Source organism: Arcicella rosea (assembly GCF_040543805.1).
GTDB lineage: Bacteria > Bacteroidota > Bacteroidia > Cytophagales > Spirosomataceae > Arcicella > Arcicella rosea.
In genome coordinates, this window is record NZ_JBEUMS010000009.1 from 193378 (window position 1) to 209169 (window position 15792).

Annotated in this window: 18 protein-coding genes and 2 tRNA genes; 6 read left to right on the forward strand and 14 right to left on the reverse strand. The window is 35.5% G+C overall.

Annotated features, from left to right (window positions below):
• The first annotated feature begins 18 nt into the window (after positions 1-18).
• From ABID42_RS13670 to ABID42_RS13685, 4 genes are all read left to right on the forward strand, one after another.
• The gene (locus ABID42_RS13670) at positions 19-303 is read left to right on the forward strand and encodes a hypothetical protein (protein WP_367284121.1); all 285 of its coding nucleotides are present in this window, start codon (positions 19-21) and stop codon (positions 301-303) included.
• An 89-nt stretch (positions 304-392) separates the two neighbouring features.
• Positions 393-1277 (forward strand): PPK2 family polyphosphate kinase, encoded by an 885-nt coding sequence (locus tag ABID42_RS13675; protein WP_367284122.1) that lies wholly within the window; start codon positions 393-395, stop codon positions 1275-1277.
• A 53-nt stretch (positions 1278-1330) separates the two neighbouring features.
• Complete coding sequence (locus ABID42_RS13680; protein WP_367284123.1) at positions 1331-2050, forward strand: RluA family pseudouridine synthase; 720 nt, start codon at positions 1331-1333, stop codon at positions 2048-2050.
• Between the two features lie 28 nt (positions 2051-2078).
• Positions 2079-2150: transfer RNA gene (locus ABID42_RS13685), tRNA-Arg, on the forward strand.
• 126 nt (positions 2151-2276) lie between these two features.
• Here the strand turns inward: ABID42_RS13685 and ABID42_RS13690 are convergent.
• A complete protein-coding gene (locus ABID42_RS13690; protein WP_367284124.1) occupies positions 2277-2798 on the reverse strand; it encodes a GNAT family N-acetyltransferase in 522 nt (173 codons plus the stop codon).
• Positions 2798-2962: a hypothetical protein gene (locus ABID42_RS13695; protein WP_367284125.1), complete on the reverse strand. Its 165-nt coding sequence runs from the start codon at positions 2960-2962 to the stop codon at positions 2798-2800. Before ABID42_RS13695 ends, ABID42_RS13690 begins: the two co-directional genes overlap by 1 nt.
• 249 nt (positions 2963-3211) lie before the next feature.
• Between ABID42_RS13695 and ABID42_RS13700 the strand changes: the two genes are divergently transcribed.
• Positions 3212-3400, forward strand: a complete 189-nt coding sequence (locus tag ABID42_RS13700) for a hypothetical protein (RefSeq protein WP_367284126.1) — start codon at positions 3212-3214, stop codon at positions 3398-3400.
• A gap of 100 nt (positions 3401-3500) precedes the next feature.
• On the opposite strand, the gene ABID42_RS13705 is transcribed toward ABID42_RS13700, so the two are convergent.
• The 6 genes from ABID42_RS13705 to ABID42_RS13730 form a co-directional block, all read right to left on the reverse strand.
• The gene (locus ABID42_RS13705; protein WP_367284127.1) at positions 3501-4121 is read right to left on the reverse strand and encodes an ABC transporter ATP-binding protein; all 621 of its coding nucleotides are present in this window, start codon (positions 4119-4121) and stop codon (positions 3501-3503) included.
• 75 nt (positions 4122-4196) lie between these two features.
• A complete protein-coding gene (gene lpxA, locus ABID42_RS13710) occupies positions 4197-4973 on the reverse strand; it encodes an acyl-ACP--UDP-N-acetylglucosamine O-acyltransferase (protein ID WP_323260429.1) in 777 nt (258 codons plus the stop codon).
• Between the two features lie 38 nt (positions 4974-5011).
• A complete protein-coding gene (locus ABID42_RS13715) occupies positions 5012-6406 on the reverse strand; it encodes a bifunctional UDP-3-O-[3-hydroxymyristoyl] N-acetylglucosamine deacetylase/3-hydroxyacyl-ACP dehydratase (RefSeq protein WP_367284128.1) in 1395 nt (464 codons plus the stop codon).
• Positions 6399-7433, reverse strand: coding sequence for a UDP-3-O-(3-hydroxymyristoyl)glucosamine N-acyltransferase (lpxD, locus tag ABID42_RS13720; RefSeq protein WP_367284162.1), 1035 nt, complete (start codon positions 7431-7433; stop codon positions 6399-6401). Before lpxD ends, ABID42_RS13715 begins: the two co-directional genes overlap by 8 nt.
• A 54-nt stretch (positions 7434-7487) precedes the next feature.
• Entirely contained in the window at positions 7488-8720 is a 1233-nt protein-coding gene (locus ABID42_RS13725; protein WP_367284163.1) for an HD domain-containing protein, read from the reverse strand.
• Positions 8721-8962: 242 nt separating this feature from the next.
• Positions 8963-9391 (reverse strand): DUF4890 domain-containing protein, encoded by a 429-nt coding sequence (locus ABID42_RS13730; RefSeq protein ID WP_367284129.1) that lies wholly within the window; start codon positions 9389-9391, stop codon positions 8963-8965.
• A 135-nt stretch (positions 9392-9526) separates the two neighbouring features.
• On the opposite strand from ABID42_RS13730, the gene ABID42_RS13735 reads away from it, so the two are divergent.
• Positions 9527-9600 (forward strand) — tRNA-Ile (locus ABID42_RS13735).
• Positions 9601-9700: 100 nt separating this feature from the next.
• Here ABID42_RS13735 and ABID42_RS13740 read toward each other — a convergent pair.
• The 6 genes from ABID42_RS13740 to ABID42_RS13765 form a co-directional block, all read right to left on the reverse strand.
• Positions 9701-10132: a hypothetical protein gene (locus ABID42_RS13740; protein WP_367284130.1), complete on the reverse strand. Its 432-nt coding sequence runs from the start codon at positions 10130-10132 to the stop codon at positions 9701-9703.
• 146 nt (positions 10133-10278) lie between these two features.
• Positions 10279-11334, reverse strand: coding sequence for a hypothetical protein (locus tag ABID42_RS13745; RefSeq protein ID WP_367284131.1), 1056 nt, complete (start codon positions 11332-11334; stop codon positions 10279-10281).
• A gap of 75 nt (positions 11335-11409) precedes the next feature.
• On the reverse strand, positions 11410-11772 hold the full coding sequence (locus tag ABID42_RS13750; protein ID WP_367284132.1) for a helix-turn-helix domain-containing protein: 363 nt from the start codon (positions 11770-11772) through the stop codon (positions 11410-11412).
• Positions 11762-12067 carry a type II toxin-antitoxin system HigB family toxin gene (locus tag ABID42_RS13755; RefSeq protein ID WP_367284133.1) on the reverse strand — a complete coding sequence of 102 codons (306 nt, stop codon included), beginning with the start codon at positions 12065-12067 and terminating at the stop codon, positions 11762-11764. Before ABID42_RS13755 ends, ABID42_RS13750 begins: the two co-directional genes overlap by 11 nt.
• Positions 12068-12345: 278 nt before the next feature.
• Positions 12346-15483: an efflux RND transporter permease subunit gene (locus tag ABID42_RS13760; protein WP_367284134.1), complete on the reverse strand. Its 3138-nt coding sequence runs from the start codon at positions 15481-15483 to the stop codon at positions 12346-12348.
• Positions 15484-15786, reverse strand: a complete 303-nt coding sequence (locus tag ABID42_RS13765; protein WP_323260418.1) for a DUF190 domain-containing protein — start codon at positions 15784-15786, stop codon at positions 15484-15486. It lies immediately after the preceding gene.
• Positions 15787-15792: the final 6 nt, after the last annotated feature.

Sequence of the window (15792 nt, forward strand, 5' to 3'; positions counted from 1 at the left end):
TTCACAGCCCACAGTTTTATGAATAGTGAAACTGACATTAATTGTAAAATAATTTTAATAAATATGTTCAACGATAGAGCTATACTTATAAAAAAGAAAATGAAAGATGCCATCATTGACAGGCTATTAGTAAACTATAAAAAAGTTACAATTGGAATTTTATATGAATCTCTCCAATATGTAAGCAATGATTTCTATAAAAATGAAGAACTCTTTTATGAATGTTTAGATGAATTGAAAAGTGAGAATAGAATAAACTTTAAAGATATTGAAGACATTTATTGTATAGTTTATCCTGTTTGAAAAACATTGCTGTCGTTTGTGTTGGTGGTAGGCTGTGAAGACGCAGCCCACGGCGAAAGCAAGATATTAACTCTCCCCCCAAAACAATCATGAAAATAGACATCAAAGATTTTGAATACAACGGTGAAAAGAAGTTTAAAATCAAAAACTCGGATACCAAAGTTAAAGATTTTTATGAATCAGCTGAGGAGTATGAGTTGATGATGGCGGAGATTAAAGAAGTAATTGATAAACGCCAAAGTTTGATGTATGCTGATAACCGTTATGCAATGTTGATGATTTTTCAAGCTTCGGATGCGGCGGGGAAAGATGGAACGGTGCGTGCGGTACTTTCTGGCATTAATCCAGCAGGGATTTCAGTGCATAGTTTTAAAAGACCAACTCAAGAGGAATTAGACCATGATTTCATGTGGCGAAATATGGTAAAAATGCCTGAAAGGGGGAAAATGGTTTTTCATAATCGTTCGTATTATGAAGAGCTATTGGTGGTAAAAGTACATCCCGAGATTTTATTAAAAAGTGAAAAACTTCCTATAGAATTTACCAAAGATTTAGATAAAGTATGGGAGCATCGTTATGAAGATATTCGTAATTATGAAAAATATTTGAATAGAAATGGTACGGTGGTGTTAAAATTCTTTCTGAATGTATCAAAAAAAGTACAGGCGGAACGCTTGATTGAACGCATAAAAGACCCGACTAAAAACTGGAAATTTGAAGAGGGAGATGTAAAAGAACGTGAGTTTTGGAATGATTACCAAGGGGCTTATGAAGAGGTGGTGAATCAAACTGCTGCTAAACATGCTCCTTGGTATGTTGTGCCAGCAGACGATAAAAAGAATATGCGATTGATTGTCAGTACTATTATTTTACATCATATCAAGGCTTTAGAGATGGAGTATCCAGAAGCAGATGAGGCTCGCCAAGCTACTTTGCTACAACTCATCAAGGTAATCGAGCAACAAAATGAATAAGCTAATGTGAAACTATTTTGGTAAATTGCAGGCTTAAAGACAAAAAGATTACCATGCGACTGAATTTCAAGGACTTAATTATATTTGAGAACGACGATTATATTGTTATCAACAAACCTCCATACATTGCTTCATTAGACGAACGTCAGGCTGATAATTCGCAGAGTATTTTGCGAATGGCCAAAGAGTATTCAGATGATGCCCAGTTGGCTCACCGTTTGGATAAAGAAACTTCTGGTGCTTTAGCAATTGCCAAAAATCCAGCGGCATATCGACATTTGGCTATGCAATTCGAGCACCGTCAGGTAGAAAAACGCTATCATGCTGTAGTAAATGGTGCGCATGACTTTGAAATGATTTCAGTCTATTTGCCCATCGCTCAGAAAAGAGATGGAACACAAGTAATGATTGACCGCCAGAAGGGAAAAGAGGCAGAAACAATCTTCAATACCATCAAAGTATATCGTAACCACACATTGGTAGAATGTATGCCTATAACGGGCAGAATGCACCAAATTAGGATTCACTTGGTGTGTTTGAAAGCACCAATTGTTTGTGACCCAACGTATGGCGGAGAGTTTATTTACTTATCTGATTTAAAAAGAAAATTTAATCTGAAAAAAGATACCGACGAATTGCCTTTGATGAAAAGAGTAGCACTTCACTCTCGATCTTTGACCTTTAAATTATTGAATGAAGAGGTTATTGCAGTAGAAGCGCCATATCCTAAAGATTTTGAGGTTTTGGTAAAGCAGTTAGAGAAGTTTTCGTAATTTTGCGCCCATCCAATTCAAGGCTCTCGGCTCCGTAGTTCAATGGATAGAATGTAGGTTTCCGGTACCTAAGATGAAGGTTCGATTCCTTCCGGGGCCACAAATAATCAGAACAAACCCTTAGCATTTAAAATGTTAGGGGTTTTGTTTTTAGAGAGAGGGTACATTGCGAGGTATTTTCAGAAACATAAAGGATAAAAAAGAGGCTTGTTAAACCTCTTCTTGCTTAAATAAAGTTCATTAAGTCGAAATACATTTGACGAGTATCTTCTTCTTTATCCTGATTTGTTAGAAACATAAAACCATTCTTTTCATAAAATGGTACAGAGTTTTTGTAGGCATCAACGGTTAAATATCTTGCACCAGTCGAAGCATTTTCTATAAACTTACCTTTTATTGCGTTCATTGCTAATGTTCCAAAACCTTGTCCCTTAAAGTGTTTATCAGTTCCGAATCGTCCTATTTTTATAGCTGGATAGCTGGTAAACCTTTTACCTTCTGGCATTAGGTCTTTAAAACGTTTTTTCCACTGATTACCACTTTCTAAATCTTTGACTGAAATTTTATCATTTAGTAAACTAAAAAAGAAGACTGTTCTATCTGATGTTTCCCCCATGTAAGTAACGGCAAGAAATTGACTTTGATAAAGTTTTGCATCTACCAAAAGAAACTCATTCAAATCTGAATCCTCACAGTCAAAAGGTTTTATTTCATGTGTTGTAGAAAGTTTTACAAACTGTATTTCCATTAAAAAATATTAGGGTCTTTACTCATTGACTTAAATGTTTGGTAAGCATCTGCTACAGCTTTTTTTTCTTCTGCTGTTGCCTTTTTAGGATTTTTTGTTTTTTCTAAAAACCTTATTGCGTCCTGACCTGTCAAGACTGGTGTTTCTGAGATTGGTCGTGCCATTGTCTTAAGCTTTTTTTGATTAAACAAAGTTACTATAAATAGCATTCCATTGTATTGATATAGCTTGATTTTCACCACTATAATCTACTCTTAATCAACTGGATAGAAGAAAACTGTTAATCCATTGTTTTTTTTATGATTGAAGGAAATAATGATGAATACTTAGAGGCTGTTGTGTGAAATTTGTCAGTTAATAGCAATCATAGGCTTTATAGTTTTAGAAAATAGTTTTGTCAATTGGATTTATTGATGTGGCATTTAGAATTAGAAGCTTGTCATTTGGATTTATTAGTGTGGCATTTAGAATTAGGAGCTTGGTATTTAGATTTATTGGTGTGGTATTTGGAATTAGGAGCATGGTATTTAGATTTATTGGTGTGGCATTTAAAATTAGGAACTTGGCGATTAGATTTATTGATGTGGCATTTAGAAATATAGGCTTGGCAATGATATAATTGCAAGAGGAGGAGAGGATTCAGCTAAGAGTATTAGGTAGATAATACTTGTCGAGAAGAAAATTGGGGAGTCGAAAACTAAATCAGGGTTTAAAATCATGAATACTGTAAATGTTACTACAGAATTCATATTCAGCAGGTTGATTAGAGCAGATGAATAACAAACGTTGCTTGGAGTATTCTTGTACATTCTTTAAGTACCAGTTACTAGCGTTGTTATCAAGATTAGAAGTTGGTTCATCAAGCATAAGAATCTCGCAGTCAGACAAGAAAGAGAGCCCTAGTTTTACCCTTTGCTTCATTCCAGACGAAAAATACTTTATCTCTTTGTTTTTAGCCTGCGGTAATTCTATAAAATCAATGAATTGACTGATGCTAAGTCCGTCTCTTAATGGTTTGAACTTGATATGAAAGGCTAGAAGCTCGCTTAAAGTGAAGTCTTCGATAAGTTCTAAGTAAGGAGCAGTAATGCTAATGTGTTGATAGAAACTATCGACTTCAAGGGTTTTATCGCCATCTTGAAAACTAACCGTTCCTTCGCTATGGGGCATAAAGCCCGAAAGTACTTGAAGTAAAGTAGATTTTCCACTACCATTCGCACCCGTAAAAGTATAGGAATTTCCAGCATGAAAGGTCAGATTTACGTTTCTGAAAATCCATTCATTTCTGAATTTTTTACCAAGATTTTGAGTGATGATATGCAATTTACTTGTGCTGATTAAATAAAAAAGGTTGATAATAAATGTATAATTTGTTTATTATCAACCTTTTCAAAAATATTAAGAAAGACCTTTCATGATACCTCTTTCAGAGTTACGGATGAAGTTTACAATTTCATCACGTTCAGAAGAAGCAGGAAGATTGATTTCAATTTGCGTTAAAGCATCAGTAGTATTTAAGTTTTTCAAATAAATATACCTGTATGCTTCCTGTATTTGCGAGATTTGTTCTTCCGAAAAACCACTTCTTCTTAGTCCAACCGAGTTAATACCTACATAACCAAGTGGCTCACGAGCAGATTTTGTATAAGGAGGAATGTCTTTTCTAACCAAAGCTCCACCTGAAATCATCACATGTTTTCCGATTTTTACAAACTGATGAACAGCAGCAGTACCGCCAAAACGAGCGAAATCTCCCACTTCTACGTGTCCAGCCATTTGTACGTTATTGGCAATAATTACATTGTCGCCGATGATACAATCATGAGCAATATGGCAATAAGCCATGATTAAGCAATTTTTACCAATTTGTGTTTTATACTTATCAACAGTACCTCTGTTGAGGGTTACACATTCACGAATTGTAGTGTTATCACCTACGATGGCAAGGGTTTCTTCGCCTTGAAACTTTAAATCTTGTGGAATAGCAGATATTACGGCACCCGGAAAAATACGACAATTTTTACCAATTCTTGCACCAGGGAAAATCGTTACGTTTGAGCCAATCCAGCTACCTTCACCAATTTCCACATTTTGATGAATCACCGTAAAAGGTTCTACGACCACATTCTGAGCAAGTTTGGCGTCGGGATGTATGTACGCTAAGGGTTGTGTCATATTTTTTATTGATAACAACGAATAGTTATTCGTAATAATTAACTCTTTCTTACTAAGCTTGCTGTCATGTCAGCTTCACAAACTACTTGCCCGCCTACATAAGCAACACCGTGCATTTTGGCGATACCTCTTCTGATAGGAGCCAATAAATCACATTTGAAAATGACAGTATCACCCGGTACTACACTCTTTCTAAAGCGACAGTTTTCGATACCTACCAAATATGGCCAGTAGTTTTCTGGGTCTGGAACAGAGCTAAGTACAAGAATACCACCTGTTTGTGCCATTGCTTCTACTTGCATAACGCCCGGCATTACAGGATTGTTAGGGAAATGACCCATGAAATAATTTTCATTCATGGTTACATTCTTGATACCAACTACACTTTGGTCGTCCAAATAAATGATTTTATCAACCATTTGAAATGGATAACGATGAGGAAGTAATTGATAGATTCTCTCGAAAGTAAAGATTGGTGGTTGCTTTGGATCGTACTGAGGTACTTTGTTTTTCTCAGTTTCCAACATCAACTTTTTGATTTTCTTGGCTAATTCAACATTGGCAGCATGACCCGGACGAGCGGCTAAGATTTGTGCTTTGATAGGGCGACCCACTAAAGCTAAATCACCAACCATATCCAATAATTTATGGCGAGCCATTTCATTATTGTAATACAATTCTAAATTATTAAGAATACCTTTTTCTTTAGAAACACTTACTTTTGGTTTGCCTAAAACCATAGCTAAATGGTTAAGTTCTTCTTCAGAATAATCACGGTCGGCAATGACGATGGCATTTGATAAATCACCACCTTTGATTAAATCTGCTTTGTATAAAGCTTCTAATTCATGTACAAAACAGAAAGTACGGCATTTAGCAAAGCTTTCATTAAACTGACTAATGGCAGTTAAATTAGCGTGTTGACTTGTTAAGAATTTAGAATTATAGTCAACCATAGCTGTTAAGCGGTAGTCGTTTAATGGCAAAGCCGCTAATTCAACACCTCTTTCAGCATCTTTATATCTTATTTCAGAAGGAATTTCAAAGAATTTACGATGTGCCTCTTGTTCTTCTAAACCAGCATCCAAAATAGCTTCTACAAATTTGATAGAACTTCCATCCATAATTGGCGGTTCTGGTCCATCTAATTGTATCAAAACATTATCAACCTGACAGCCTACCATTGCCGCTAATACATGTTCTACGGTATTGATTCTAGCTCCGTTATGTTCGATGGTTGTTCCTCTTGAAACATCAACAACGTGATCTACATCAGCATCAGCAATAGGCTGATTCGGTAAATCTATTCTTTGAAATTTGTATCCATGATTGGTAGGAGCTGGCAAAAATGTCATATTGGCTACAACACCTGTGTGTAAACCAACACCTGACATCGTAACCGATTTCTTGATGGTATGCTGTTTGTTATTCATTGCTTTTTAACTTATTTTCTAATTCTCTCAATCGTTTTTCTGTAGCAGGGAGTTTACGAATAAGAGCCTGTGTTTTCAAGTAGTCTATATTTTCTGTGGCTGGAGTTCCGCTTAAAATCATTCCTTCTTTACTAGGAGCTTTAGAAACACCTGATTGCCCCATTACGATGGTTTTATTAGGAACAGAGATGTGTCCATTAATACCAACTTGTCCGCCAATCATACAGTTCGCTCCAATTTTTGCTGAACCAGCAACACCTGTTAAAGCAGCAATTACTGTATTTTTCCCGATTTCTACATTGTGTGCAATTTGAACCAAGTTATCAACTTTTACACCTTCTCTTAGAATGGTCGAACCGATTGTGGCACGGTCAATGGTAGAATTTGCGCCAATACTTACGTAATCTTCTAATATTACATTTCCTAATTGGGGAATTGTTTGATAAGTACCGTCTGCTTGCGGAGCAAAACCAAAACCATCTGCGCCAACTACTGCATTGGCATGAATAGTACAATGATTGCCGATACGAGTATTTGGATAGATTTTCACACCAGAATATAGTGTGCAATTATCACCAATAATACTTGCTTCTAAAACCGTTACGTGGGGATAAATCTTTACGTTTTTACCAATTTTACAATTATCAGCAATATAGCTAAAAGCACCAATATATTCGCCTTCACCGATAGTAGCCGAACTACTGATGAATGAGGGCTGTTCTATTCCTTTTTTCTGATTTGCGATGAATTTTTGGTATTCTTGAAGAAGTGTAGTAAAGGCAGAATAGGCATTTTCAACTAAGATTAAAGTAGGAGAATATCCTTTTTTGGGCTCAAATGTTTTATCAACAATTACAGCAGTTGCCTGAGTAGTATATAAAAAATGCTCATATTTAAGATTTGCTAAGAAGGAAATACTGCCTTCAGTTCCATCTTCAATTTTGGCTAATTGGTTAACTTTAAGGCTTTTATCTCCTTTTACTTCTCCATTTAGCATCAGAGCAATTTGTTCAACGGTAAATTCCATTCTTGGGGTGGTGGTCGTTGGGGTTTGTTTTTGGACGGCTTCGCCTAACATATTTTACCGCAAATATACATTCTTTGCCCAACATATATAATATTTTTTGACGATGTTACTTAATGCCTTTATTGTAGGTAAATCAGATGCTTCGGCAATATCCAATACTCTTTTGTCTTTTGTCAGGATATTAATGTTCTGTTTGCCAGATACATAAGCAGCATTAGAAGTGTTCCCTTGGATAATTAAGTAAGGTAAATCACTTTCTTGAATACTTGGATTACTCAGCAAATCAATTTGAATTTTTTCAAGAAAAGATGCTTCGATAGGAGCGTCCGAAATATGAATTTTGAATAAATTTCTATCTAACAACATTTTACTGATGTTCGAAAGTAATTTATCTGGATGTTTTGCCCAGATTTTCACACAAGCCCAAATGTCATAATCGTCCATTTCTGCGAAGGCTTCTAAATAAGATTTATCGGCAGTAAAGTCTTCTAAACTTACTTCTTTTTTTAAGAAAATCATGAAAGCTGGTGTTGCAAAAACGTCTTCGCCTGCTCTGATTAATTCTCGGGCTCTGGTGATGATTTGTATCAACATTGTTTCGGCACAAATAGATGTTTTGTGCAAATACACTTGCCAGTACATCAGACGGCGAGCAGTCAGGAAGTTTTCGATAGAGTAAATCCCTTTTTGTTCAACGACTAATTGATTATCGACAATATCCAACATTTTCAGAATTCTGTCGGCGCCAATAAAACCTTCACGAACACCTGTGAAAAAACTATCACGATTTAAGTAATCCATTCTGTCAACATCTAATTGACTCGAAATTAATTGCGTGAAAAACTTTCGTTCATAATTACCCGTGAACATTTGTATTGCCAAAGTCAAAGCTCCACCTAATTGGCGATTCAATTCCTCCATCAATAAAAATGAAATTTGTTCATGTGGTACTTTATCTAAAATGACAGATTCTAAAACATGAGAAAAAGGACCGTGACCGACATCGTGCAATAAAATAGCAATCTGTGCTGCTTCTAGTTCAGCTTCTGAAATTTGGTGTCCTCTACTGCGTAAAGTCATTAATGCTTCGTTCATCAAATACATTGCCCCCAAAGCATGGTGAAAACGAGTATGCAAAGCACCCGGATACACATACTCTGCCATGCCCAATTGTTTGATTCTCCGCAAACGCTGATAGTAAGGATGTTCAATCAAATCAAAAATTAGCTCGGTTGGTATATTGATAAACCCATAAACAGGGTCATTTACGATTTTGCGCTTGTTCATGTGTTGTAGTTGTGAATGAGTGATTTTTGAATTAGTGAATACTTTCAAAATCTTACTTCTTGTTTCCTGCTTCTTTCGTTTTCTAGTCCTAAAGTCTATATCCAAATCTTGTCTCTTGCTTCTTCCGTCTTCCAATCCTCCAGTCCTAAAATCTTTCAGTCTCTCCCAAAGTCCTAAAAAACAAAAATAGCGATACAAAATCTGCATCGCTATTTTTTTCAATTATTTAGTCGTTAAAAATCTTAATTATTACCGCCATTGTTTCCGCCTCCTCTGCGACCACCACCATTTCCCATGCGGTCTCTTAATTCATCTTGTAATTCAGTGTATTTTGTCAATTGTTCAGCGGTGAAAATAGTTTTCAATTTTTCATCTTGCGCTTTAGTCAAATCACGTAATTCTTGCATCGCTGCACGTCTGTCAGAAGCATTTCTGATTGCCTCTCTTTTGGTGACTCTTTCCGTTAGTAAAGGCTTAATTTGATTGACTTGTTCAGTAGTCAAAGACAAAGCCTTTGTCCATCTTTTTAATTGAGCGTCAACTCTTTGCTCAGGCGTCATATCTTGACGTTGACCATTCGGTGCTTCAGCATTTTGTGCTACTGAAGTCTGAACATTCACGATAAAAGTAGCGGCTAATAAGCTCACTGCGAAGATTAATTTCCTTTTCATTGTTAAGATTTTTATTTTAAACGACGTTTAGATGAATAAGAATTGAAAAGGTTTAAACGTATTTTTAAAAAGATATTTTGTAAAAATGCTTTTAAAAATCTAATTTTGCACCACAAAGAACTCAAACGCTTTGTAGGGCCTATAGCTCATTCGGTTAGAGCAACTGACTCATAATCAGTAGGTGCTTGGTTCGATTCCAAGTGGGCCCACAAAAAATCCCTCATAATCAATTGATTGTGAGGGATTTTTGTTTTTAAATATGTTTTTTAGAACGCTTGTCTCATTGCAAGTATCTTTGTATTTGCATATTCAATAAGCATTTGGATTGATTTGTTTACGTTTCCATAAGTTGAACAAAGTTAATTGAAGTGAATATTTAGGAAATAATTTTTTGTTTGTTGTCAGATACCAAACAATACGACCTGTTATTTTGCAACGGTCTCTTTTAATCTGTTTCAATAATCCCATTCGTTCAAATTTTCGTTTATACCTTGTTACGCATTTTTGAGGTACTCCTGTAGCATTGGTAACCATACTCGCACTCGCCACATGAGTTTGCAAATAATCAAATACTATTTTTTCTTGTGTTTTGTGCCTGTTATCTTTTGAATGCCATGCAATCAAAGAATTTTTAGTGTTAGTAATTCTCATCTGTTGGTTATGAATAAGCTTTTCAACTAATACTTTTACTTCAAATATTTGTCCTTCAAGAACAGAAAAGGGGTTTGTGTTTCTCTCCATTTTATTGATATTTTTTTAATGATAGAGCAATATTAAAGAGAGATTTTTGATAAATAGTTACATTTTAACAAGCCGATAAACAGAAAAAGCGTCGAAATCTTAGTTTGACGCTTTTTGGTTGTAATTATCTTGTATTCAGGTATTTACTATTTGTTTTTGACGCTTTCTTGACGCTTTTTTATTACATCTAATTTGAGTAATATCTTTCTTATTTGGTCTATATTATCTTTTTCATTTTTTCCATTAACTTCTAAATCGTTTCTTCTTGCTAAATTGGCTAAAGCCGTTTGATGAGTCATTCTTGACTTTTTCATTTCATTTTTATATTCAGCCACAATTTTAAGGTGTTTCGGACTTGTATCTCTAATGTTTTTTGTTTTTTTACACTCTTTAAATTTAAAATCAAGAAGTCTTCTGATGATATTATCCAACGTATCCCTTCGTCTTTGAAATACTGATTGAAAATCACTCAAAAAATCAACAGTTACATAAACTTTCTCTCCTTGATTATTTTCAAAATACGGATTCACATAGTCATACTTAGGTTGCATCAAACCTCCATTCTTTAGTTCAAAATGTTCTGCTTCCAAAATACTCCACAAATCAGCTATTTTAAACTTATTCCTATATTTAGCCTCCTTCTTTTCAATATTGTCAGGGTTTGTTATCCATGTTCCACCAAGAGCTTGATGGTCTATCGCAAACTTATTACTAAGTTTCATTAAAGATAAAATGACATTATTCAAATCCGTTCTTCTAATTTTCAAGTAATTAAACCCATCTTTGTGAATACTTCTAAAGTCATTTACTACCTCATTTTCTAAGTTTTTCAAATATTCTACATAGCCGCCTATTGATTCATTTTTTAATAGAACACCTTTAATTTTAATTTTTTTCTCTTTCCAAGCATTATACTCAACGATCCTATTATTCAAAATATCACTAAAACGACGTAAATCCATAAAATGAGGTTTTACAGTCAAATATGTATTTGGGTCTGCTTGAGTATCACAATAATAAAAGTTTTCAAATTGCTCTTTTAAGCTATTGAATTTTACTATTGAAAAACTATAATGTTCATTTATAGGTTTTACATTGCAAAAACTATTTGTTTGACGATAATAGTCAATCCAATCCACCTCTTTATCTATCAATTCAATGCTATTAATTTCCTCAATAAGTACATTATAACTATCTTTCATAATCGCATTAATTTAAAAACCCTGTCTCGCTTTGGTTAGTGGACAGGGTTTTGTTTTAAAAAGGTTTAATCGTTTTTAGACTCCCGCAGTAATCAAAAAATTAATTGGAATATTTAAGCCTTCGCTCAAACGTCTAATCATTGATACGCTTAGCTCTTGCTTTCGATTCATTACTTTCGATACTTTCGTTTTATCTCCAATGAAAGGGATTAAATCACGTTGTTTTAGGTTATCTTGTTCCATCCTGTACTCCAAATATGCTATGGGGTCGCTGGCTTGCATTGGTACGTGTACGTCTTCGTATGCTTCTATCAAAGTGATAAGCATTTCCAACTCTTGTCCTTCTTCGCTTTCTTTTTCAGGTTTTAGTTTCATCAGTGCACGAACCTTGTTCAGTGCCATTTTGTGATATTTTTCGTTTTTGATATTATCCATCATATTCCACTGTTTTAACGTCTATTTTATCGTATTCTTTATGAGTCCCCACCCATAAGATAAAAACCATTTGATACTCATAATCTATTTCAGTAACCAATCTGTAATCATTTCCCTTGATATTGAATACTACTCTGTTATTTGAAATAATGCTGGCATTACCATAAGTTTGTTTTACATCGTTTGGCGTACTCCATTTTACTTGCTTCACGATATTGAACCAATCTAATAATGGAAACTCTGCTGGAGGATGAATTAACCAAAAGTCTCTTAATGTGCTTTTTGCAATGATTCTCATGTTCAAATATAACACATTGTTGCGAATATAGCAACTATTTGGTGTAAATCCTAAAAGGAATCTTCCCTCTATTTCTCGAAATTTCCAAGATAATTTTTAATAGTTAAAATTTGGGTATGTCCTCTTTCAGTTACTCATGAATGAGTCTAAAAAATGTTTCTTTTTGCAATTGTGTTTATTGTATTAAATCAACAAAAAGAGAGCGCCTTTGAAAGCGCCCTCCATATTATATAAAGCAGATTAGGATAAAAAAATCTTTGATAGCTTTGCTTAAAAGCTTATTCTTGTTCTTCGGGTTTGTTAATCTTTCTATTCTTTTCTGCCCATAAATAAAGCGAAGGCAAAATCAGCGGAGCAAAAATTAAAGTACTGGTTAGTCCGCCAATGATTACTGTTGCTAATGGTCTTTGTACGTCCGAACCAATTCCTGACGAAATTGCCGCAGGTACAAGACCAATAATAGCAACAACTAAAATGGATAATAGTGCTCTTAATTGCTCTTTTGATGATACTAAAACGTTTTGTTGTAGTTCAATGCCATTTTCACCTTTGGCTCGATTAATGGCTGAAACTAATAATACACCTGCCATTACCGAAATTCCAAAAATACTTACAAAGCCCACGCCAGCCGAAACGTTGAAGTAATAACCACGCATCAATAAAGCCACGATTCCTCCGCCCAAAGCAAATAAAATACAACTCATCGTCACTAAAGTATTGGGTAAATTCTTGAACAACATAAACAAGAAAAGAAACACCAAAAGTATCGTTAAAGGAATGGTGAAAGCCAATTGTTTTCCTGCACGTTCAAGGTTTTCGTATTGTCCACCGTAAATAATTTGATAGCCTTTCGGAACGTGTACTTTGGCATCAATTTTATCTTGCAATTCTTTCACAAAACTGCCTTGGTCTCTGCCTTTGATGTTCGTGCGAACAGTTACCATTCTTTTACTTCCGTAGCGGTAAATATTGGTTTGTCCTTCCACAAAATGAATATCTGCCAATTGACTCATCGGAATTAAAGCCCCATTTACCGAAGGCACAAGAATATCTTTGATGGCATCAATAGAGTTTCTGAACTGTGGCAAAAAGCGAATCACGATGTCGTAGCGTTTTGTGCCATCGTACAAAGTAGAAATCGTTTTTCCGCCAATTGCCGCTTCAATCATGTTTTGAATATCAGCTACATTGATTCCAAAACGAGCAGCAGATTCACGATTGATATTGATAGCCAATTGGTCTTGTGGACCTTCTTGCTCGATGTTTACATTGTCTGCTCCAGTGGTTTGTTTTACGATGGTGGCAATGCTATCGGCTTTTTGTCGCATCATTTTCAAGTCGTCGCCTACTACCGAAATCGCCAAATCTGCGGCACTTCCCGTAACAATTTCCATTACTTGGTCGATAATCGGTTGACCCGAAGAAAAGGAAACCGAAGGCAATTGCTGTTGTAAATCCTTCTTGATTTTATCTACCAATTCCTTTTTTGAAATGGTTTTACTCCACAAACTATAATCTTTTAAGCCAATCAAAATTTCATTTCTATTTGCTGGAAATGGGTCTGTTCCATCATCATTTCTACCTGTTTGTGTAATAACAAATGAAATTTGTGGATACTTGGCAATGGTACTTCTGATTTTAGCGGCATAACTGGCATTTTCCTGAATGGTAATTCCCGCAGGGAAATTTCCTCTAAGGAAAATAGAACCTTCATCCAAGGTTGGTAAAAATTCAGTTCCGAGTTTTATACCGCAGAAAATAAATGTTCCAACAATCGTAAAGCCGATGATTACGGTTCTTTTGTAATGATTCAATAATTTATCCAGCACATTTCCATAATGTTTCGACAGAAAATCCAGCACATAATTTTTATGTTCTTTCATCGGTTTGTCAAAATCAGCTAAGGCTTTTTTGTAACTGAATGAAATCAAGACTGGAATAAAAGTAAGTGCCGCCAACATCGAACCAATTACGGCAAAAGCCAAAGTAAGTGCCATTGGTGAAAACAATTTTCCTTCTACACGAGTCATCAATAAAATGGGCATATAAGCCAAAATGATGATGGTAACTGAGAAAAATATTTCACGACCTACTTCTTGTGCCGAAAGCAAAGTGATTCTGATAATGCCTTGTTTTTTCTCTTCAATGGTGGCAGTTCTGTACTTTCGGATTAAATGTTCTGCCATCAAACACGCTCCGTCAACAATAATCCCAAAATCGATAGCTCCCAAAGAAAGTAAATTGGCTGGAATGCCCGTCAAACGCATTAAAATAAAGGCAAACAACAATGAAAACGGAATTGTTAAAGCCACTACAAATGCACTTCTGATACTTCCCAAGAAAAATATTAAGAGAATCACAACGATTGAAATTCCTTCAAATAAAGTATGAGCTACGGTTTCCAAAGAATGGTCAATCAAGAAACTGCGGTCGTAAAGCGGACGCAAATGCACACCTTCGGGCAATTCACTGGCTTGTAAATCCGCCATTTTTTCTTTCAAAAGCTTCAATACTTCACTTGGATTTTCGTAACGTCTTAACAAAATAATGCCTTCTACGCCACTTTTTACATCCAATTTATCTTTTGTAACCGTGTAACCCAAAACCCCGCTGGCGGGCGGAGGGGTAATTTCTACAGTGGCAACATCTCTGATAAACACAGGCATTCCATTGTCAGATTTCAACACGATATTCTGAATATCTCGCTCTGTTTTAATCGCTCCTAAGCCACGAACTGCAAAACCTTGTCCACCACGAGCTAAGATATTTCCGCCTGTATTTTGGTTATTCACATTTACTGCATCCGTAACATTTTGTAAAGTAAGGTTATACTTTCTTAGTTTTTCGGGCGAAGTAATGATATGATATTGCTTCAAAGGACCGCCGAAAGTTACTACATCGGCAATGCCAGGTACTTGTAATAGAGCAGGTTTAATAACCCAGTCTTGTAAATCTCTTAATTGCGTTTGACTAAAATTCGCTGGTGCTTCTACCACATAGCGATAGATTTCTCCAACGGCAGTACTCATCGGTGCTAATTCTGGATTTACACCATCAGGCAAAGATGCTGAACTCAAACGTTCAATTACTTGCTGACGAGCGAAGTAATCGTCTGTGCCATCTTTAAAAGTTAATTGCACAACCGACAAACCAAAAATGGTACGACTTCTACGGTCTAATACATTGGGCGTATTTTGTAAAGCACGTTCTATCGGTACTGTTACTTGTTGTTCAACTTCTTCGGCTGCTCTTCCGTCGTATTGTGCTACTACAATCACACAAGTATCGGCAATGTCTGGATAAGCTTCAATTTTCAATTGTGTAAAGCACCAATAGCCTACCGCCATCAGCACAGTACTTATCGCAATCACAATCCAGCGATTACGAAGGCTGAATATTAATAAGTTCTTAATCATTTATTTCCACTGTTCTACTTGGTTCGTAATAATAAATCCACTTTTTACTTCTACTCTCAATGCTGTCAGCACAGCTTTTACTTTCTCGGTGTCGTCGATGAAAGTAATCAGAATGGGCGTTTCGTCGAAACTGAATAAATCATTTGGACGATGGAAATGATTGTTTGAACCAAAACCAGAAATGCCTTTAAAAACGGTTAATCCTTTGATTTTCTGAGCAATCAAAAACTGTACGATAAACTCATGTAAGGATTTTGTTCCAAAGAGTTCATCTTCATCTATAAAAATCTGAGCTTGAAGCATAGCCTT